The 18,619-nt window shown below is 41.1% G+C and carries 15 protein-coding genes; 10 read left to right on the top strand and 5 right to left on the bottom strand.

What is annotated here, in order from left to right; genetic code table 11:
- Window positions 1-4: 4 nt before the first annotated feature.
- The gene (locus RMZ41_RS05720) at window positions 5-1,810 is read left to right on the top strand and encodes a S8 family peptidase (RefSeq protein WP_322734511.1); all 1,806 of its coding nucleotides are present in this window, start codon (window positions 5-7) and stop codon (window positions 1,808-1,810) included.
- A gap of 106 nt (window positions 1,811-1,916) precedes the next feature.
- On the opposite strand, the gene RMZ41_RS05715 is transcribed toward RMZ41_RS05720, so the two are convergent.
- The 3 genes from RMZ41_RS05715 to RMZ41_RS05705 form a co-directional block, all read right to left on the bottom strand.
- Entirely contained in the window at window positions 1,917-3,398 is a 1,482-nt protein-coding gene (locus tag RMZ41_RS05715; protein WP_322640630.1) for an HlyD family efflux transporter periplasmic adaptor subunit, read from the bottom strand.
- Window positions 3,399-3,520: 122 nt separating this feature from the next.
- Window positions 3,521-4,396 (bottom strand): SDR family oxidoreductase, encoded by an 876-nt coding sequence (locus tag RMZ41_RS05710; protein WP_322640629.1) that lies wholly within the window; start codon window positions 4,394-4,396, stop codon window positions 3,521-3,523.
- Between the two features lie 429 nt (window positions 4,397-4,825).
- A complete protein-coding gene (locus RMZ41_RS05705; RefSeq protein ID WP_409874782.1) occupies window positions 4,826-6,427 on the bottom strand; it encodes a SpoIID/LytB domain-containing protein in 1,602 nt (533 codons plus the stop codon).
- A 219-nt stretch (window positions 6,428-6,646) separates the two neighbouring features.
- On the opposite strand from RMZ41_RS05705, the gene RMZ41_RS05700 reads away from it, so the two are divergent.
- Window positions 6,647-6,910, top strand: a complete 264-nt coding sequence (locus RMZ41_RS05700; protein WP_012410090.1) for a ParB N-terminal domain-containing protein — start codon at window positions 6,647-6,649, stop codon at window positions 6,908-6,910.
- A gap of 153 nt (window positions 6,911-7,063) precedes the next feature.
- Window positions 7,064-7,555 carry a Dps family protein gene (locus tag RMZ41_RS05695; RefSeq protein WP_322640627.1) on the top strand — a complete coding sequence of 164 codons (492 nt, stop codon included), beginning with the start codon at window positions 7,064-7,066 and terminating at the stop codon, window positions 7,553-7,555.
- Window positions 7,556-7,721: 166 nt separating this feature from the next.
- On the opposite strand, the gene RMZ41_RS05690 is transcribed toward RMZ41_RS05695, so the two are convergent.
- The gene (locus RMZ41_RS05690) at window positions 7,722-9,185 is read right to left on the bottom strand and encodes an RtcB family protein (RefSeq protein ID WP_322640626.1); all 1,464 of its coding nucleotides are present in this window, start codon (window positions 9,183-9,185) and stop codon (window positions 7,722-7,724) included.
- Window positions 9,186-9,575: 390 nt separating this feature from the next.
- Between RMZ41_RS05690 and RMZ41_RS05685 the strand changes: the two genes are divergently transcribed.
- The 3 genes from RMZ41_RS05685 (at window position 9,576) to RMZ41_RS05675 (ending at window position 12,487) form a co-directional block, all read left to right on the top strand.
- Window positions 9,576-9,770, top strand: a complete 195-nt coding sequence (locus tag RMZ41_RS05685; RefSeq protein WP_322640625.1) for a heavy-metal-associated domain-containing protein — start codon at window positions 9,576-9,578, stop codon at window positions 9,768-9,770.
- Window positions 9,771-9,913: 143 nt separating this feature from the next.
- A complete protein-coding gene (locus RMZ41_RS05680; RefSeq protein ID WP_322640624.1) occupies window positions 9,914-12,241 on the top strand; it encodes a heavy metal translocating P-type ATPase in 2,328 nt (775 codons plus the stop codon).
- 18 nt (window positions 12,242-12,259) lie between these two features.
- Window positions 12,260-12,487: a hypothetical protein gene (locus tag RMZ41_RS05675; RefSeq protein ID WP_322640623.1), complete on the top strand. Its 228-nt coding sequence runs from the start codon at window positions 12,260-12,262 to the stop codon at window positions 12,485-12,487.
- A gap of 69 nt (window positions 12,488-12,556) precedes the next feature.
- On the opposite strand, the gene RMZ41_RS05670 is transcribed toward RMZ41_RS05675, so the two are convergent.
- On the bottom strand, window positions 12,557-12,982 hold the full coding sequence (locus tag RMZ41_RS05670) for a heavy metal-responsive transcriptional regulator (RefSeq protein ID WP_322640622.1): 426 nt from the start codon (window positions 12,980-12,982) through the stop codon (window positions 12,557-12,559).
- Window positions 12,983-13,321: 339 nt separating this feature from the next.
- Between RMZ41_RS05670 and RMZ41_RS05665 the strand changes: the two genes are divergently transcribed.
- The 4 genes from RMZ41_RS05665 (at window position 13,322) to RMZ41_RS05650 (ending at window position 18,356) form a co-directional block, all read left to right on the top strand.
- The gene (locus tag RMZ41_RS05665) at window positions 13,322-14,410 is read left to right on the top strand and encodes an aromatic ring-hydroxylating dioxygenase subunit alpha (RefSeq protein ID WP_322640621.1); all 1,089 of its coding nucleotides are present in this window, start codon (window positions 13,322-13,324) and stop codon (window positions 14,408-14,410) included.
- 903 nt (window positions 14,411-15,313) lie between these two features.
- Window positions 15,314-15,655 (top strand): photosystem II reaction center protein Psb28, encoded by a 342-nt coding sequence (gene psb28 / locus RMZ41_RS05660; RefSeq protein ID WP_322640620.1) that lies wholly within the window; start codon window positions 15,314-15,316, stop codon window positions 15,653-15,655.
- A gap of 101 nt (window positions 15,656-15,756) precedes the next feature.
- Window positions 15,757-16,266 (top strand): molybdenum cofactor biosynthesis protein B, encoded by a 510-nt coding sequence (locus RMZ41_RS05655; protein ID WP_409874770.1) that lies wholly within the window; start codon window positions 15,757-15,759, stop codon window positions 16,264-16,266.
- 332 nt (window positions 16,267-16,598) lie between these two features.
- Window positions 16,599-18,356, top strand: coding sequence for a diguanylate cyclase (locus RMZ41_RS05650; protein WP_322640619.1), 1,758 nt, complete (start codon window positions 16,599-16,601; stop codon window positions 18,354-18,356).
- The last annotated feature ends 263 nt before the right edge of the window (window positions 18,357-18,619 follow it).

The following is an 18,619-nucleotide window of genomic DNA, read 5'->3' as shown; positions in this document are numbered from 1 at the left end:
ACTTATGCTCAATGCTAATACTAATAACAATTTTTTTTCTACTAATAAAAATTTAAATTCCACTTCAACTTCTTCATTAGATACATTTAATACTAAAGATGCCTCTAGCCTCAATTTAAGTGGACGTAGTAGCTACAGTTCAGCCGACTCTGATGTGCAGTTGCTAAATAACCGTGGTTCCGAAAATAACACTGATACGACTACTAATACTTTTAGAACGGAAAGTTATAACTCCACTAATGGCTATGGCCTAATTAATGGAGCAGCAGCAGTGGCTAAAGCTACTAATCAGAATACCTTTGCTGATGTTGCCGATCTTGGTGGCAATAATTGGGGAGCAGACCTTGTTAAAGCACCAGAAGTTTGGGCACACGGATATACAGGTAAAGGCGTTGTGGTTGCTGTTGTAGATACTGGGGTTGACTACAACCACGAGGATTTAAAAAATAATATCTGGACGAATACCAAGGAAATTGCAGGTAACGGTATAGATGATGATGGTAATGGCTATATTGATGATACTTACGGCTGGAACTTTGCGGATAAAAACAACAACACCTTAGATAAAAACGGTCATGGTACTCATGTTTCCGGCACGATCGCAGGAGAAAATAATAACTACGGTGTCACTGGTATTGCATACAATGCCAAAATTATGCCCGTCAAAGTTTTGGACGATTCTGGCTCTGGTTCCTATAGTTCCATAGCTAAAGGTATCCGCTACGCTGCGGATAATGGAGCTAATGTAATTAATCTCAGTTTAGGTGGCGGATCTGACAATAGTACTCTAGAGTCAGCCATTAACTATGCCAGCAGCAAAGGAGTAATTGTCGTCATGGCAGCAGGTAATGATGGTGACTCATCACCAGACTATCCCGCCCGCTATGCATCAAAGTCAGGAATTGCTGTTGGAGCAGTAGACAAAAATAATAAAATGGCCGACTTCTCTAACCGCTCTGGAACCAATGAAATCTCTTATGTCACCGCTCCAGGAGTCAAGGTTTATTCATCAGTTCCAAACAATCAGTATGCCACTTATAGCGGTACATCTATGGCTGCTCCCCACGTTGCTGGTATAGTTGCCCTGATGCTTAGTGCTAACCCCAGTTTGACTGATAGCCAAGTCCGTCAAATTGTCACAGAAACAGCTGGAAATAGTACACAAAGCACAAACTCTAGTTTAAATGTTTCTAATGTTAGCTCTCTGGCAAATCAGGTGATTTCTACAGCAGGCTACGCAGACACAGCAAATAAAACACAAAGTACAAACTCTAATTTAAATATTTCTAATGTCAGTTCTCTAGCGAGCCAGGTGACATCTAACAATAACCTGTTACGCATCTATGGACAGACGCAAAATTATCTAACATCACAGACAAGTTCTAGTTTAAATAATTCTAATGTCGTTTCTCTAATAGGCAAAGCAATCACAGAAACAGCAAAATATCTGACACCAGAAACTACCACTAGTTTAAATAATTCTGATGTTGTTTCTCTAATAGGTGAGGCAATCACAGAAACGGCAAAATATTTGACACCAGAAACTATCACAAGTTTAAATAATTCTGATGTCGTTCCTCTAATAGGTGAGACAATCGCAGAAATGGAAAAATATTTCACACCATCTGAGGAAAATAATGGATTAGCCAATCTAAAATTATGGTCGCAATCCCAAAATTATGAAAATATCCTGAACATCATCAATATGGATAGCAATAATGAAGATGGAAATAATATTGATTTTGACCAACTATTGAAGGGATTTCAAAAACAAATTGAGCAGTATAGAAAATACTTTGGTCTTGGTTGAAAATCATAACGATTTTTAGAAGGTTAACACATCTGTATTAACCTCCTAATCTATTTCTATCAAGTTTAAAGTGAAATAGCTATCAAAAATAAGATAGGCTACAAACTTACCTAACCGAAAATGCTTCGTTGAAGCGCCGTGTCACAGGCTCAGTAATGAATGTCAAAATTGACTTTTTACGAGTGACAATTTCACCTGTAGCAGACATACCCGGAGTAAATTCCACCTCTTGACCACGTACATTAACTGAATGTTTATTTAGCTTAATTCTTGTAGGGAAAACCAAGCCCAATTCTTTATCAACAATTGCATTGGGACTGACTTGCATAACTTCGCCCTCTACAATACCAAATTCCTGGAAGGGGAAAGTCGCCATTTTAACTTTTGCCCTCATTCCTTGACGAATAAACCCAATATCGCGGTTGAGAACTTTCACCTCTAGCAGCATTTCTTCCCCTTCTGGCAAAATTGATACTAATTCTTCACCAGATTGGACTGGCCCCTTAGTAGCTTTGACTCTGTAAATCGTACCAGCAACAGGAGCCTCAATCGTTTCTAAAGCTTGCTGTTTCCTAGCCTGTTCTAATTGACCTTGAACAGTTGTCAGTTCTTCTTTACGCTTGTTAAACTGCGTCAAAATTTCACTTTGGCGTTCTGATGCTATGCGCTGGGCCTGACTGCGGGCGGCATTATAAGCTTGTTCTGCTTGGCGAATTTCTTGGGCTTGGGCAGCAACATCTTTTTCTAATGATGTGACTTTATCTTGAGCTTCTGTTATTTTATTTTGCGCGTTAGTCACTTCATCTTGCGCTCTGGTAATTTCTGTCTTTGCACGAGTTAATTTTTCTTGAGCATCCAAGTAATCAACACGAGGTACAGCACCGGGAGTAATTAAGGTGCGTAAGCTTTTTTCTCTTTCTTCGGCGAGAGCCAAATTACTTTCAATTTTAATTCGGATACTATCTGCGTTGACAAGGTTGGTTTGAGCATTCGCAAAGCTGCTTTTAGCATTAACTAAGTTGTCTTGCAATCGAGTCAAGCGAACTTTGGCTTGATTAATAAGTGCGATTTGACGATTTGCTTCTGCTTCCGCCCCTGCTTGACGCGCTTGATAGTCTTGCAGACGGGAGGTTAAAAGTTCATCTTGTAGTTTTGTCCCAGTAGTTTTACCGCCAACACGTTCTGCATCCAAACGTTGCAAATCGTCTTGAATCAATCTAGTAGATTTGGCTAGGCGGGAAACGTCGCTTTTTTGCAAGTCTGGATCTTTTTGAATTAGAACTTGACCTTTAGCAACGCGATCGCCTTCTTGTACTTTAACAGCGACAATTGACCCCCCACCCAAAGATGTCACCGGTCTTACCTGGCTGGAAGCAATTAATTCCCCTGGTGCTGTTGCTACTTCATCGATTTGCGAGAAATACGCCCAAGCGATCGCCCCAAATACAATAAAGCTCATTGTTCCCGCTAATAATCTCGTATACAGGGGTGGTAATTCCTGTACCGCCTTCCCCAATTCATAAGTGAGTTGTTCCTCTGGCTGGGCGAATCGCTCTTTTGTCTGACGTGCTTGAGCAGCATTTACCATATATTTTTATCCTTTGTTATTTGTTATTTGTCATTTGTCATTTGTTCTTTGTCCTTAGTTATTCACTAATGGCTAATGACCAATTACCAGTGACTAATGACCAATGACCAATGACGTTTAATTCAAACTGCTAAATAGCGCCGCAAAAAGTTTTCTAATGTCTCCAATTTAAAGTCAAAAATTGCTTCTAAATTGGCAATTTCATCTTTTGTACAGAAAAATTCATTTGCTAGCAATGTGCGATAAGTTCCCAACGCTTTTTGGATTTGGGGATTAAATAAACCCAATGCACCTTGTAACCCGTCAATAAAAAATAGTGGTGAGTTAATTATTACTGGCTCTTTGGCGAAAATCCGACCAAAAATTCGGGGAATATCTTCTCGTAATAAAATCTCCGGGCCTCCCACTGGTAAAATCTGGTTACGAGCGCCTGTAATTGTCACAGAATCTACTATTATCCTTGCTAAATCATCGGTACTGACAATTGAGCTACGGTTTTTGCGATCGCCAACCAGCAGATATAATCCCGTTTCCCGAAATCGTTCTACCAGTGGCAGCAAGTTAGATGCTAATCCAGATGGGCGTAAAATTGTGTAATTCAAACCACTAGCTGACAAATATCGCTCTACTGCTCGTTTAGCTTTGAACACAGGAGCATCTTCATATCCACGATCGGCTCCTAATACGGAAATGAAGACGAAATGCTCTACGCCATTGGCTTTTGCTTGGTCAATCAGTTCAATATTGGCGCTGTAATCTAAGGATAGAGCATCGCTATCAGAACCGTGGGCACTGATAATATACTTCACACCCCGACTAGCTTTTTCAATATCTTTTTCCCGCAGTAAATCACCAATAAAGATTTCTGCACCCCGGTGTTCTAACTCGCTGTAGCGCGAGGTAAGGCGGACAAATGCCCGCACAGACTGTTCTCGTTGCCGTAGGAGTCGCACAACTCTGCGACCAATTCCTCCCGTTGCTCCAGTTACTAGAAACATATAAATACCTAAATTGAATAGTTACAGTGTTGATAGTTGTCAAAATGCTCAATATATATATGTTTAAGACCCGTTTATCAATACTTAAACAGACATTTGAGCATATTTTTATACTGTGTTACCATAATCAAGATATCCTCACGCCAACTAAGTCAATAGGTCACACCCTATTTATCTTAATACCTCCAAAATGATCCCCCACATCTTGGTAGATGTAGGGGATAAGTTAAAGTCAGGGAATTTTAACCCTTTACGTTGCTGAGTTTGTTACTCCTCAACTCTTGGAGACGCTCTTGCGTTTGTCTGAAAATGTCTTTAATTTTGAATTTTGTTAGCGCAGCGTAAAGCCTATGGCATGGCAACGCTATGAGCGAGTCCGCATACTCTGTAAGAGTTGCAAGCTATGCTTTTAACGTCTCGTAGAGAGCGTCATTTTGAATTTTGAATTGTTAACTCTTTGTTGATAATTTGAATCTGAGTACCAGGATAGTAAAATTGGAGAATTTTAGGACTTGACCAACCTATTTTTGCTAAATTTTGAGCGCCAGTTTGACTCAAGCCAACTCCATGTCCCAATCCACCACCAATAAAAGCGTATCCCCACAGTTCTGCCTTGCCCTTATTGAGAGGTTGTAGGTAAAAAAGCGTACTTGTAGGAGCAGCAAAGGCACTACGAACTTCGTCTTTGTGGAGAATAAAGGTACTTTTATCAGTTTTAACTGCGAGTTCCAAGATGCGTCCGCTCTCGCTTCGCTTCACCACTGCCATAGCCTGAATTGTCTTAAATTTGGCATGGGGACTGTTTTTCACCTGCAAAAATTTCTGCAAGTCCTTGATAATATCCTCCAAACGGGTTTCCTTGTTCCAACGAAACGCATCCCACTTACTCTCATTAAATCCTTGTTGGAGATTAATAAATTTCTGGAAGTTCTTTTCATCTGCCAAACTTTGCTTAGACAAGTCCCAAAAATTAGTCGCAGCATCTAATACGGGGCGCAAATAGGGACGATCGTCGCCATTCCAGACATCACTGAAGGAAGCAGTAACGCCACCTGTGGTAGAAGAATACAGGGCATCTACTAGTTCGTTTTTATAAGTTACTACCTTACCCCTGGTGGAAGCGATCGCTTTGTCTGTTTTGGCAGCTGCTCCATTTAGCCCATAATAAACTTGGCAGTGAGTATCAGCACATAACTGATAATTATCTGCGGCAAACCTGCGTAAATTTCTTAAAGCATAAGTCCGGGCGAGAATTGCTTGGGCTTCTAGCGCCGCCTTTGGTGCATCTGTACCTATTTCGTAAGGCACAACCCCACGTAAATAAGTTTCTAAGGGTACTTGGTTAACTAGAGTGTATGTGCCGTAAGCATTTGGCTGCAAATTCAATTGCCCAGCATAAAGACGAGCATTTTCTGATTTTTCGGTTTTATTCACCCGAATCAAGTTTTTATCAGTGCTGATTTCCAAATTATCTGGGCTATAGCGTTTACCATCCACCACCCAACTAACTTGCGGCACTTGTTTTAAAACTTTAGTGTCAAGATATACTTTTTCTTTGGTAGAAGCTTGGATGTTCTGCAATAGCAAGCGGCGTAGTAAAGGAGTGCTATAAACATCTCGTTTAGCCCAAACTTGCCAGCGTTCTGGCTGGGCAATTTCCACTTCTATTCCCTGAGAACGCCATTTACTAGCACTGTCTTCCGCAGTTTCAAAAGTACGATATGTGCCTAATACTACTATTTCTTCAACATCTGGCTGGCGTAAAGCTTGCATAACTGTTTCCAGCTTTACAGGATTCTTTGTCACCAGGATTTGCTGCTTGTTGCCCGTTTTAAATTTTAGCTTTAAGCGATCGCCTTTTGTCGGTTCTAGTTGCAGTCTGGCTTTGGGTTCTGAGCCAAATCGCTGCACAATCCCAATTTTCAACTCCATGCCCTGGATATTGCTCTCAGGCCCTGATGCAGCAGTCAGTCCCAAGAGACAAAATGTTGTCAGCACAGTGCGGGAAAAACGCCAAAGCGAAAATTTCATGGATAGATAGCGGAGCGGTAGTGAGTAATCAAGCGTCATCTGCCCCCTAATGCGGCGTTGGATCTGATTTTCCAATTGCTTTGCAGCACGGTCTTTTTGTCGCATGAGCGCTCCAATGATACCATTACCAGTTTTGCCCAAAATACACGTTGCAAAACAAAGTCATAACGACTATGATTTATTTAGAGACACAAAACAGAACTAGTTGGATAAACTCTTATGGTTAGAGTTCAAGAAATTCCATTAAATCAGATAAAACGGCCATTGCCCCGTGCAAACGATCCAAATAAAGTGCAAGCCTTAATGGAATCGATTGCGGAGATTGGGCAGCAAGAACCTATTGATGTCCTAGAAGTAGATGGACAATATTATGGCTTTTCTGGGTGTCATCGGTATGAGGCTTGCCAGCGTTTAGGCAAAGAAACCGTTTTAGCCAGAGTTCGTAAAGCACCCCGCAGCGTTTTAAAGATGCACTTGGCATAGATAATGGGCATGGGGAATGGGGAATGGGGCATGGGGAAGCAGGGGGAGAAAGAATAAAGAACTAATGAATGCCCAATGCCCAATGCTCAATGCCCAATGCCCAATTCCCAATTTCCCATTCCCAATTACATATAACTTAATTAGGAGAAAATTATGTCATCGAATGTAACAGTAAAAAATGTAAATATCGGCATTGACGAGGCGAGTAGGGCTAAAATTGCTGAGGGTTTATCTCGTCTGTTGGCTGATACTTATACACTGTATCTGAAAACCCATAATTTCCATTGGAATGTCACGGGGCCGATGTTCCAAACCCTACATTTGATGTTTGAAACCCAGTATACAGAATTAGCCTTAGCAGTTGATCTAATAGCCGAAAGAATTAGAGCGCTTGGCTATCCTGCACCAGGAACCTACAGCGAATATGCCAAACTGAGTTCGATCCCAGAAACTCCTGGAGTTCCTAAAGCTGTGGAAATGATCCGCTTATTAGTGGAAGGACAAGAAGCCGTAGTCAGAACTGCACGGTCTATTTTCCCTGTGGTAGAGGAAGTTAACGACGAACCTACCGCTGATTTATTAACTCAACGGATGCAAGTACACGAAAAGACAGCTTGGATGTTGAGAAGCTTACTGGAAGACTAGAGACTAAACTTTTTTCTCTGTCTAACTAGCTGATTGCAAAAATGTCATTAACTTTATGCAGTAATTGCATTAGTACGGATTTGGCACAACTTCACAAGTGCGATTCTAATATTAGGGAATAAAGATGGATACCCCTGGCGTTGACCAGGGGCTTTCTATTTAAGGGCTACGCCTTAAACGTCAATACGGGACTCAATCGCGCCACAACATCAATCATTTCTGCCTCAACCTGTACATCAATTACAGACTGAATCGGTTTATAGGCGGCGGGTGCTTCTTCAATGCGGCGTTCTTCACGCAAGGTAATGCAGTCTATCCCGGTTAATCCCAATTCTGACTCACTTTGGGATGCACCTTTGCGGCTTAGGTCAAAGCGAGAATGAAGTCTTCCCGCCCCATGTGAAGCCGAATTGCAAAATGCTGGATTGCCTCTACCTACCATTAAATAAGAATCAGCACCCATTGAACCAGGAATAATCACTGGTTGTCCTGCATGTGCGGGACAAGCGCCCTTGCGTGTTACCCATCCTTTACCTTCTGGCAAGGTGATGTTATGCGGTAAGTCATAAACTAGAGGTGCTTCCACATCTTTGTATACTTCCCGTAAACGCAGACGTAGCAGTTCCGCTAATAGCAAACGGTTGATAAAAGCATAGTTAGCAGCAGTGGCTTCAGCTTGTAAGTAACTGGTGACTAATTCGGGGTGAGAATGGTTAGAGAGAGGAAAAATCTGAGTATCAGGGTATTTTAGACCTTTTTGCCAAATCGCTTTAGCTTTATCTCGCCACATTCCCCCAATATACTTACCCACGTTTCGGGAACCAGAGTGAATCATAAAAGCTAGTTGTCCCTCGCGCACTCCCCAAGCGTGGGCAAGGGTGCGATTTTCAACTTTATCAACTCGCTGCACTTCTACAAAATGATTGCCCCCGCCAATGGTTGCTAATCCGCCATCGCGTACCAATCCGGTATCGGGAACCAATTCTTCAGGCGCAAGTTTCCAGTTACCATCCATTGAACCACCTAAGAAGATGCGTTCGCCTCTGGCGTTGGCGGAGCCATCGCTCTCTTGGGCAAGTTGTTCCAAATCAGATTTGATTACACTGCCTGTAGGCTTGTCTAGCATGGTGTCCAGCCAACCGGGAACTCCATATTGAAATAGCGATCGCATTGCTTCAGCAGTCATTGTCACATCTCGCGTACCAAAGAAGTAATCGCCCTTCATTTTTTCTACGAATTGGTCGCGCTTTGCCAGGAATTCGTCAATTGTCAAATCAACAACATGCAGGCGCATTCCACAATTGATGTCAGAACCGACAGCACCAGGGATAACCTGACCAACGGTTTCCACAATTGAACCAATGGCAACACCCGCATCACCTGGGTGAAAGTCAGGCGTTGCACAAGCACGACAAACGCATCCACCAGATGGGTGGCGGACGCTTGCCAAATCTGCTAACTGCTTCAGCGCCTTAGCTTCAACGGGGAAGCCTTCTGGTAGTAGCACTTCTGCTACAGGTGCATCAGGAGAATTAACTAAACGCACAGAATAAGTACGATTGCTGTAACTTACATCCAAACCCTGGCGCTCTAAAGCACGCAGGAGACGTTTTAAATTTTTTGGCTGCATGAAAACTCCAAATAGAGCCTTAAAAAAGACTCTTTGTTATGAAGAGAGTGGGAGACTTAGGTTCAGCAGCCGCGTCTCAACTGGTGCAGAGGGTCATTTTCCCAGAATTATGGGGAAAACAACTGATTATATAGCTTTGATAACACAAGCTTGTATGAGAAAACAAGCATCTTGTAGTATTTCGTATTTTTGGCGATTTATATACTACATCTGTAAAGAAAATTGAACTTTAGCTAAAAACTTTTAAAATTCTCTAGACTCTCCAGCCAGCTAGAGAGTCTAGTATGAATTCAAGGCGACTCTCTTTCCAGTTATTTCTGACTGTTGATGGTTGTTCCTCAGTCATCCAGCTTGGTTTGGCTAGGTTGTTCATTATTATCCCGTAAATCTATGACTCTCCAACTCACAGTTCCTAACATGTCTTGTTCTGTTTGTGCCAGCACCATCACCAAAGCACTTCAGGCAGTCGATGCTAATGCTAGCGTTCAGGCTGATCCAACGACCAAGCTTGTAAGTGTAGAAACTCAAGCATCAGAAACAGTAATCAAAGAAGCGTTAGCTGCTGCTGGCTATCCAGTTGCTTAAGTGATTGAGACTGGGGACTGGGTACTGGGTATTGGGTACTGAGCAAAAGAAAGAACTATCCATTTGCCCTCTAACCTTTTCCCCTATTTCCAAGTCCTCAATCTCCAGTTCCAGTCCCCAATCCCCAATCCCCAATCCTCAATATGGATACTCTCACACTCAAACTTCGAGGCATGAGTTGCGCTGGTTGCGCCAACAACGTCGAAAAGGCCATTCGCTCTGTACCTGGGGTGGTTGACTGCAACGTTAACTTTGGAGCAGAACAAGCCACTATTAGGTACGATCGCTCTTTTGCCAATTTAGAGAAAATCCAAGCTGCGATCGCAACTGCGGGATACTCTTCCTATTCACTTCAGTCAGAATTGCTCTCTGAAGAAGATGATGCTGAAAAAGCAAGTAGGCAGGCATTACAACGCGAACTTTTCCTCAAGGTAGTTGTGGGAGGTGTAATCAGCATTTTCTTATTTTTGGGGTCGTTGCCTATGATGACTGGGTTAAACTTCCCCTTAATTCCTAGTTTCTTGCAAAATCCTTGGCTACAGTTAGTGCTGACAACACCCGTCATATTTTGGTGTGGTGGATCTTTTTACCGCAATGGCTGGAAATCTCTCAAGCGCCATACGGCAACGATGGACACGCTGATTGCTTTGGGTACAAGTGCAGCCTATCTATATTCTTTGTTTGTTACTGTTTTCCCAAAATTTTTTATTGCTCAGGGCTTGATACCTCATATTTATTATGAAGTCGCCGCGATCGTTATTACCTTAATTTTGTTGGGGCGATTGTTAGAAAATCGCGCTAGGGGAGAAACTTCTGAAGCCATCCGCAAACTCATCGGATTGCAAGCTAGAGATGCCAGAGTTATCCGTGATGGTGTGGAAATTGATGTTCCCATCGCCGAAGTTAGAATCAACGATGTAATTTTAGTGCGTCCTGGTGAGAAAATTCCGGTAGATGGTGAAGTCATTGCAGGCGCTTCGACGGTAGATGAAGCAATGGTGACTGGTGAAAGTTTGCCAGTTAAAAAGCAGCCAGGAGATGAGGTAATTGGGGCGACAATTAACGGTGCGGGTGCATTTCAGTTTCGGGTGACACGAGTCGGAAATGATACGTTTTTGGCTCAAATTGTTAAATTAGTGCAACAAGCACAAGGTTCTAAAGCCCCAATTCAGCGCTTGGCAGATCAAGTGACAGGATGGTTTGTACCAGCTGTGATTGCTGTTGCGATCGCCACTTTTATCATTTGGTTTAACTTTACTGGTAATCTCACCCTAGCAACAATAACAACGGTGGGTGTACTAATTATCGCTTGTCCTTGTGCTTTGGGTTTAGCTACCCCTACATCTGTAATGGTGGGGACGGGCAAAGGTGCAGAAAATGGGATCTTAATTAAAGGTGCTGACAGCTTAGAATTAGCACATAAAATTCAAACTATCGTCTTAGATAAAACCGGCACTTTAACTCAAGGGAAACCTACGGTTACAGACTTTGTGACTGTTCACGGTACAGCTAATGGTAATGAAATCAAGCTTTTACAGTTAGCAGCAACGGTGGAACGTAATTCTGAACATCCTTTAGCTGAAGCAGTGGTGAAATATGCTCAGTCTCAAGAAGTGAGTTTAACAGATGCACAGAACTTCATAGCTAATGCAGGTAGTGGTGTGCAAGCAGTTGTTTCAAATCAGCTTGTGCAAATTGGTACACAACGTTGGTTAACAGAATTGGGAATTAACGTTACTGCCCTCCAGCAGTATAAAGATGTGTGGGAAGCGGCTGGTAAAACAGTTATTTTGATGGCTGTAGATGGAGAACTACAAGGAATTATGGGTATTGCCGATGCCCTAAAACCTTCATCTACAACAGTGGTAAAAGCCTTGCAGAAGTTAGGTTTAGAAGTAGTCATGCTCACTGGTGACAATCGGAAAACGGCTGATGCGATCGCACAGCAAGTTGGCATCCAGCGAATCTTTGCCGAAGTGCGTCCAGATCAAAAGGCGGCGATTATCCAATCTCTTCAGAAAGGGGGGCTGGAGACTGGGGACTGGGGACTAGGGAAAATTCTTCCCAATACCCAATCTCCAGTACCCAATCGCCAATCCCTTGTGGCAATGGTAGGCGATGGTATAAATGATGCGCCAGCCTTAGCACAGGCTGATGTAGGAATTGCTATTGGTACGGGAACAGATGTTGCGATCGCAGCTAGCGATATCACCCTAATTTCTGGAGATTTGCAAGGGATTGTGACAGCTATTCAACTCAGCCGTGCCACCATGAACAATATTAAGCAGAATCTCTTCTTTGCCTTTATTTACAACGTCATTGGTATTCCCATTGCGGCTGGAATTTTATTCCCCATTTTTGGTTGGTTACTCAATCCAATTATCGCTGGGGGTGCGATGGCTCTTTCGTCGCTATCTGTTGTTAGTAATGCTCTCAGATTGCGTAACTTTCAACCAAAAACTATCTCATAATCGCAGGTTAATTTAGAAATGTTCAGTAAAAAACTGCTTTGGGGAAGCCTTACAGCTTTAGTGCTTCTCACTGCAACATCAGGTGTAACATTAGCAGAAATGTCAGTCCACTCGTCAGAGCAACACAGCCAATTTAACCACATAGAGCAACCTTTGGGCTTGAAAGTCGGTGTTGCGATCGCTGGTTTAGCTTTGATTGGACTAGAGTTATGGTGGTTTCTCATCTATAAAAGTCCTGAATCCTGATGCCAATCTCTTTTTACGCCAATTAGGTGATTACTAAATGACCAGTCGAACTCAAGTTTTTTTAACACGTTAGCACTCAGAGCTATTTTGAATAATCGGACAAATTGTATTTTCATGGTGGTTGTTGATATTCTTCCAACCTGAAAGTAATCCGTTAATTTCAGAGCGTAAAGTTAACAACTGATCGATTTGGCGATCGATTTGCAAGAGCTTGTCTTCAAGCTTTTCTTTAATTTCACCACAGGGAGCTTGTCCTTGGTCATAAACCTGAAGAATATTTCCTATTTCTTCTAAGCTAAGACCAAGATTTTGCGCCCTTTTAATAAACGCTAGACGAGTCAGCACATCCAATGAAAACTGGCGGAAGCCTCCCTCGGTTCGTCTTGATGACTTGAGTAAACCTAAACTTTCATAATAGCGAATTGTCCTAATGGGGATTCCACTTATATCTGTTACCTGACCAATTAAAAGCAGTTTTTTATCTTGAGTTAACACGGCAGATTTTTCCAACTCTTGTAATTATTATCACATATTTTAGTGGCAATTAAGCTGTTTGAGAGTTCGGCAAAATATTAATATCGTTATTTTAAAGTTTTATTCAATTAAAAATTTTACTAAGTTTTTATTTCTATTAAAAATAGATACTAGCTTACGCAAGCTTATATCTAGTTCGGATATTTTTAATATTTTTAATAGAATTCAATTAAATTTATGCTTGTTGATTTTTATCTATTTATTGGGTAGCTGTTGACCATAGTACTGAAAGTAACTGTTTTTTAAAAAATTCTATGTTACTTCTAGATTAACTGCTTCACCTCAAGTGAAACTATAAAAATGAATTTCAACTCGCAGACTTCTGGCTCAACTCGTAAACCTAAAATTTTTAATAATCCAGAGCGTTTTATTGAAGGATGGTATTGGGTAATACCATCTCGAAATCTGCGGGTTGGTGAAGTAAAACCTGTCAAGATTTTGGGCAGAGAACTAGTAATTTACCGTGGTAAAGATCAAAGAGTCGCTACATTTGATGCCTACTGTCCTCACATGGGCGCTCACCTTGCTGAAGGCAAAGTTGAAGGTAATGCACTCCGTTGTTTTTTCCACCACTGGAAGTTTGATGCTGAGGGAATGTGTATTGATATTCCATGTTTAGATACACCGCCTTCTCTAAAGTTACAAACTTGGCCTACTGCTGAGAAGTACGGCATGATTTGGGTTTGGACTGGAGAAATACCACAACAACCTTTACCTTTTGTTCCAGAGTTAGAACAAAAAGAATGTGATGTCACCATCCATTCTCATTTTTTAGTGAATTGTCACCCCAATGTGGTGATGATTAACGCTATCGATGCTCAACACCTCAATACAGTTCATAAACTACCAATAGAAGTTATTTTTGAAAAACAGGAACTCAATGAGAATGCAATTATCTTCAGTAATATTACACCCATCAAAGATAATTCATCTTTTATTAAGTTCATCCGTCTTTTCTACAAAAATGCCCTAACTTACAGTATTTGCTATTGGTATGGTAGCATTAACATTTTGACATTTGGCCCCGATTTTTTTCACATCCATGCCATGTTTGCAGTTCGCCTCCACGAAGGCGGAAAAGCTGAAGGTCAAATTCTATTGATGACTAAGAAACGTAAAGGGGTTTTTGGTGGGTTATGCAATCGAGTTGTTTTGTGGCTAACCAAGATTGCTGGGAAGCTTTTTCTCATGGGTGATATTAAGGTTGTCCAAACAATTCAGTTTGATTTGAAAACCCCAATTAAAGCGGATCAGTCAATCATGCAGTTTATTAACCATGTTGAAAAACAGCAATCCCTAATGTGGAGGACTTGGCAAGATGCGCGATCGCGTGATATTGAGAGCAAGCCCAAGCGGGAGAGATGGCAAGATACAATGAATAATGACTAATATCATGTCTCTACGACCGGAATTCTCTGAGATATCCTCGAGGCTATCAAGCCATAACTTAACAGGCTAATTATTTTATCGAAACAGAATTCAGGAGTCAGAAGTCAGAATGGGCTAAACCTTAGCTATCCGCTAACAGAATGAATTTTGTACAAGTAGCGGATAGCGCAGCGTAAAACCTACGACATGGCAACTATTAGAGACGCTACGCATACCTTGCTTCTTTGCAGGAGTACGCTTAGAGCGAGTGCGCGTTCGCGCTAGCGTCTCGTAGAGAGTGTCTTGATTATGACAGGAGTTGAGAAGAAACTGCTCCTGTTAGCGTATGGCTAAGGTTTAGCCGATTTAGAATAGCTGAATTCTTCTTCAAGGTCAATTAAACAAACATGATATAAAAGCTAATAAAAGTTAAAAGTTCAACAAATTACTTTTAACTTTTAATTTATTTTTTACTGTGTTAGTAGATAAATAAAAAGAAGTGGCAAAGCCACTTCCTAATTCCCAGGTAGAACCTAAGTTATGAGTATAACGACTACAAAAATTTGAAATAGTATAAATCAACACCAATTAACTGGATATCTATATTTCTCTTGTTTTCTGGGTTAGAAAATGCTTATTTTTATATGGCAAATAACTGTATATTTACATAAATTCTATGATTGCAATGCAAACTCAATTTTATTTAGTTCATTGTCAAGATGTGCCAGTTTTGCCTGCTGTCTTGTCACTACCACGTGATGCAACATAACAGTAGCTAGAACAAAAAATAAAATTTGTTACTGCAAGAACAAGTAATCTAAGTATATATACCAAAAAAATAATAACAGTAGCCTCTAGACCGTGGTGTTCTAATTGATGAGAGAATATTAAATTAACCATCACAAAAGTTTAAATTCATTCATCATGGCGAAAATCCAGTTTTCTAGAGGTCTTGACGAAGAGGTAATTCCAGAGGTACGTTTGACGCGATCGCGCACTGGTGACAGTGGTACAGCCACGTTTATTTTTACGAATCCGAAGATTTTAGATCAAGGTAGCACCGAAGATATTACCGGGATGTACTTGAGTGACGAAGAAGGCGAAATAATTACCCGTGAAGTGAAGGCTAAATTTATCAACGGGAAACCAGAAGCATTAGAAGCACTTTACGTAATGAAATCTGCCCAAGAATGGGAGCGTTTTATGCGCTTTATGGAACGGTATGCTGAAGAAAACGATCTTGGACTCAGCAAAAATGAGGCATAGGGCATAGGGCATTGGGCATTGGGCATAGGTAATTATTGTCATGCCCATGCGCCATTTGCCATGCCCAATTATCCACGATCAAAAGTTCATGACTGACCATAATGCCACAACCCCACCCAGACTCGTCTAGAATTACGGTAACTTGTGCTGTGGTTACTGTTAGCGATACACGCACTTTTGAAACAGACAAAAGTGGCCAGCTAATTCAGCAGTTACTTGTTGCTGCTAACTATGCTGTCGGAGCTTACACGATTATCAAAGATGAACCAACACAGATTCAAGAGCAGATAGAAAATTTGGCTACAAGCTCAAATTTAGATGCTGTAATTTTTAATGGTGGCACAGGTATTGCGCCAAGAGATACTACTTATGATGCCATTGAGAAGTTATTGGAGAAAACTTTGCCGGGATTTGGTGAGTTATTTCGTTTTTTAAGTTATCAAGAAATTGGTTCGCGGGCGATCGCTTCTCGCGCTGTTGCGGGTGTTTATCAAAATAAATTAATCTTCTCGCTTCCTGGTTCCAGCAATGCTGTGCGGCTGGCGATGGAAAAACTGATTGTGCCCGAACTTACTCACTTAGTAAGTCAGCTTTGTAAGGGATTGAAATAAACAACCTTTCAGGGAGCTACTATAGGACTACTATTTGATTTTTGAAAAGATACGTAGGGGAGCCAGTCGCATGGGCGGGTTTCCCGACTTGAGGGTTAGCGACGCAGGAGTGTCACTGGCGTTGCGTTAGCCCTGAGAGTACGGCACCAAAGGCTTAAGAATGGTGGTTACGGCTTACGCCTAACACACGCTAAAAATACTTAGATTTTTTAGAAATATGATTCCTATATAAAACTAAGTTATAAGGCACTGAAATCATCCTTTTTACACTTACATATTGAGATTAACCAGAATTATAGTTAAACGGATTAAATATTCATATCAGGTCAGCAATGCAGCCTATTTACTGGAATTGCATAATTGCTCACGGTATCACTGCATTTTCCTACTTTGGCATTCCCATAGTAATAGGGGTTTTCTTTGCCAAAACTAAGGCAACTATCCCTTCTAAGTTTTGGCTAGCCTTTCTCTTATCAGGTGGATTTGTATTATTTTGCGGATTTCATCACCTTTTTGCGGTCTTTGAAACACATTCAGTAATGTCGCTGTTGCACTTAGTCGTGCTTGATGTAATGGCGTTTATTTCCTTGTCTGCTTTACTCTGCCTTATGCCAACCGCTTATCAAATTGTAGAGGCGATCGCCAAATATCAAGAAGATACGCGCGAACTTCAACGCAGCCAGCAGATGCAACGGCTTTTCCTAGATCAAGGCCCTTTTGGAGCCTATATCAAAGATGAGCAATCTAGAATACTTTACTACAACCAGGAAATACAGTCTAGATTTTCGGTAGATTCACAAGAATGGTTGGGGAAAACCGATAGTGAATTTTTGCCAGATCCAGAAGAGGGACGGCAAGTAATGGAAAACGATCGGGTCGTTTTAAAGACTCAACGCCCCTTAAAGCTGATTGAAGAAATAAAGGTATCTGATCACGATCAGCCGTGTTACTGGCTATCGTTTAAGTTTCCGTTTAGCGATGGCACAACAGGCGATCGCCGCATCGGTGGAATCAGTATCGATATTACAGAATCTATAGAAGCACAGCGATCGCTCACCGATTTAAATCATCAACTAGAAGAAAAAACACTAAAATTAGAAGCCAAAAAGCGAGAACTTATATATCTCTCAGATATGGCAGATATGCTTTATTGCTGTGAGTCTAAGGATGAGGTTTATCAAGCAGTTGCTTTAACCTGTTCCAAGCTGTTTCCTAATATGAGTGGTTGTATCTGTATAATTTCTAATTCTAAAAATTATGTTCAGATGAATAGTATTTGGGGAGATGAAACCATCAAAACCAGTAAAGAAATATTTTCACAATCTGAATGTTGGGCATTGCGGAGAGGTAAATTTAACCTTTTATCTTCTGATAACTCAGGGCTGGTGTGCGGTCATTTAATCCAGCCTGTAAGCGGCGCACATTTGTGTTATCCATTGTTTGGACAAGGAGAAGTAGTTGGCATTTTACACATTTATGCACTTGAACAAATCAGTCTAGAAGAGCAACAAACTACTGAGATCATTGCTAGAACATTAGGCTTTGCACTAAATAATCTATCGATAAAACAACGTCTTACCCATGATAATTTGCGGGATGGGATGACCCAATTATTTAATCAAAGCTATATGGAAACTATACTGGAACAAAGACTAGCGGAGGCTGAACGGTCGGGACAACCTCTTAGTGTTATTTTTCTAGATATCGATAACTTCAAATATTATAACTCGCGCTATGGGCATTTGACTGCCAATCTTGTTATTAAGGGATTAGCAAAACTGCTGTTAAAATCTATTCGTTCTTTTGATATCCCTTGCAGATGGGGTGGTGAAGAATTTGTCATTATAATGCCTAATATGACACTGGAAAATCTCAGGAAGCGAGTAGAACAACTAAGGTTAGATGTCGAACAAATGCAATTGAGGGACGGCGAGCAAATTCTTGAAGGTATCACCGCTTCTTTTGGAATAGCTGTATCAGAACCAGGAATTACAGTTAAGGATTTTTTAAATCGGGCAAATCAAGCGATGCTTGAGGCAAAGCGAGCAGGGAAGAATCGGGTTATAGAGTATGTAAATAGGTACGATTAAAATAATTTTGTAATTCGTAATGACGCTTTCTCGTGTCGCTAAAGTAATTAAGTTTTATAAGGTGGGATTTCTACAATAGACTTCTTGCAAAAGTCGGGAAAAGGTGAAGGGGAAAGGGGGAAAAATTTGTTATTTTCCCTTTCCCCTTTAACCTTTTCCCTTTTCCCACCTCTTGCAAAAAGAACTTTTGCAAGAGGTCTAATGTACACATAAGTCTTGAAATCCCACCTAAAACTTAGTTTCGTTGCTTTACCTACGTAATT

Origin of the sequence: Nostoc sp. DedVER02 (assembly GCF_034530675.2) — a bacterium.
Taxonomy (GTDB): domain Bacteria; phylum Cyanobacteriota; class Cyanobacteriia; order Cyanobacteriales; family Nostocaceae; genus Nostoc.
This window is presented reverse-complemented; position numbering and strand designations above follow the sequence as displayed.

What these genes read in the sequence shown, in the direction of transcription:
- RMZ41_RS05690 (WP_322640626.1), bottom strand. Translation starts at nt 9,185, where the DNA reads ATGCAGCCAAAAAATTTAAAACGTCTCCTGCGTGCTTTAGAGCGCCAG.
- RMZ41_RS05685 (WP_322640625.1), top strand. Translation starts at nt 9,576, where the DNA reads ATGACTCTCCAACTCACAGTTCCTAACATGTCTTGTTCTGTTTGTGCC.
- RMZ41_RS05710 (WP_322640629.1), bottom strand. Translation starts at nt 4,396, where the DNA reads ATGTTTCTAGTAACTGGAGCAACGGGAGGAATTGGTCGCAGAGTTGTG.
- RMZ41_RS05720 (WP_322734511.1), top strand. Translation starts at nt 5, where the DNA reads ATGCTCAATGCTAATACTAATAACAATTTTTTTTCTACTAATAAAAAT.
- RMZ41_RS05655 (WP_409874770.1), top strand. Translation starts at nt 15,757, where the DNA reads ATGCCACAACCCCACCCAGACTCGTCTAGAATTACGGTAACTTGTGCT.
- RMZ41_RS05675 (WP_322640623.1), top strand. Translation starts at nt 12,260, where the DNA reads ATGTTCAGTAAAAAACTGCTTTGGGGAAGCCTTACAGCTTTAGTGCTT.
- RMZ41_RS05715 (WP_322640630.1), bottom strand. Translation starts at nt 3,398, where the DNA reads ATGGTAAATGCTGCTCAAGCACGTCAGACAAAAGAGCGATTCGCCCAG.
- RMZ41_RS05665 (WP_322640621.1), top strand. Translation starts at nt 13,322, where the DNA reads ATGAATTTCAACTCGCAGACTTCTGGCTCAACTCGTAAACCTAAAATT.
- RMZ41_RS05705 (WP_409874782.1), bottom strand. Translation starts at nt 6,427, where the DNA reads ATGAAATTTTCGCTTTGGCGTTTTTCCCGCACTGTGCTGACAACATTT.
- RMZ41_RS05650 (WP_322640619.1), top strand. Translation starts at nt 16,599, where the DNA reads ATGCAGCCTATTTACTGGAATTGCATAATTGCTCACGGTATCACTGCA.
- RMZ41_RS05695 (WP_322640627.1), top strand. Translation starts at nt 7,064, where the DNA reads ATGTCATCGAATGTAACAGTAAAAAATGTAAATATCGGCATTGACGAG.
- psb28 (WP_322640620.1), top strand. Translation starts at nt 15,314, where the DNA reads ATGGCGAAAATCCAGTTTTCTAGAGGTCTTGACGAAGAGGTAATTCCA.
- RMZ41_RS05680 (WP_322640624.1), top strand. Translation starts at nt 9,914, where the DNA reads ATGGATACTCTCACACTCAAACTTCGAGGCATGAGTTGCGCTGGTTGC.
- RMZ41_RS05700 (WP_012410090.1), top strand. Translation starts at nt 6,647, where the DNA reads ATGGTTAGAGTTCAAGAAATTCCATTAAATCAGATAAAACGGCCATTG.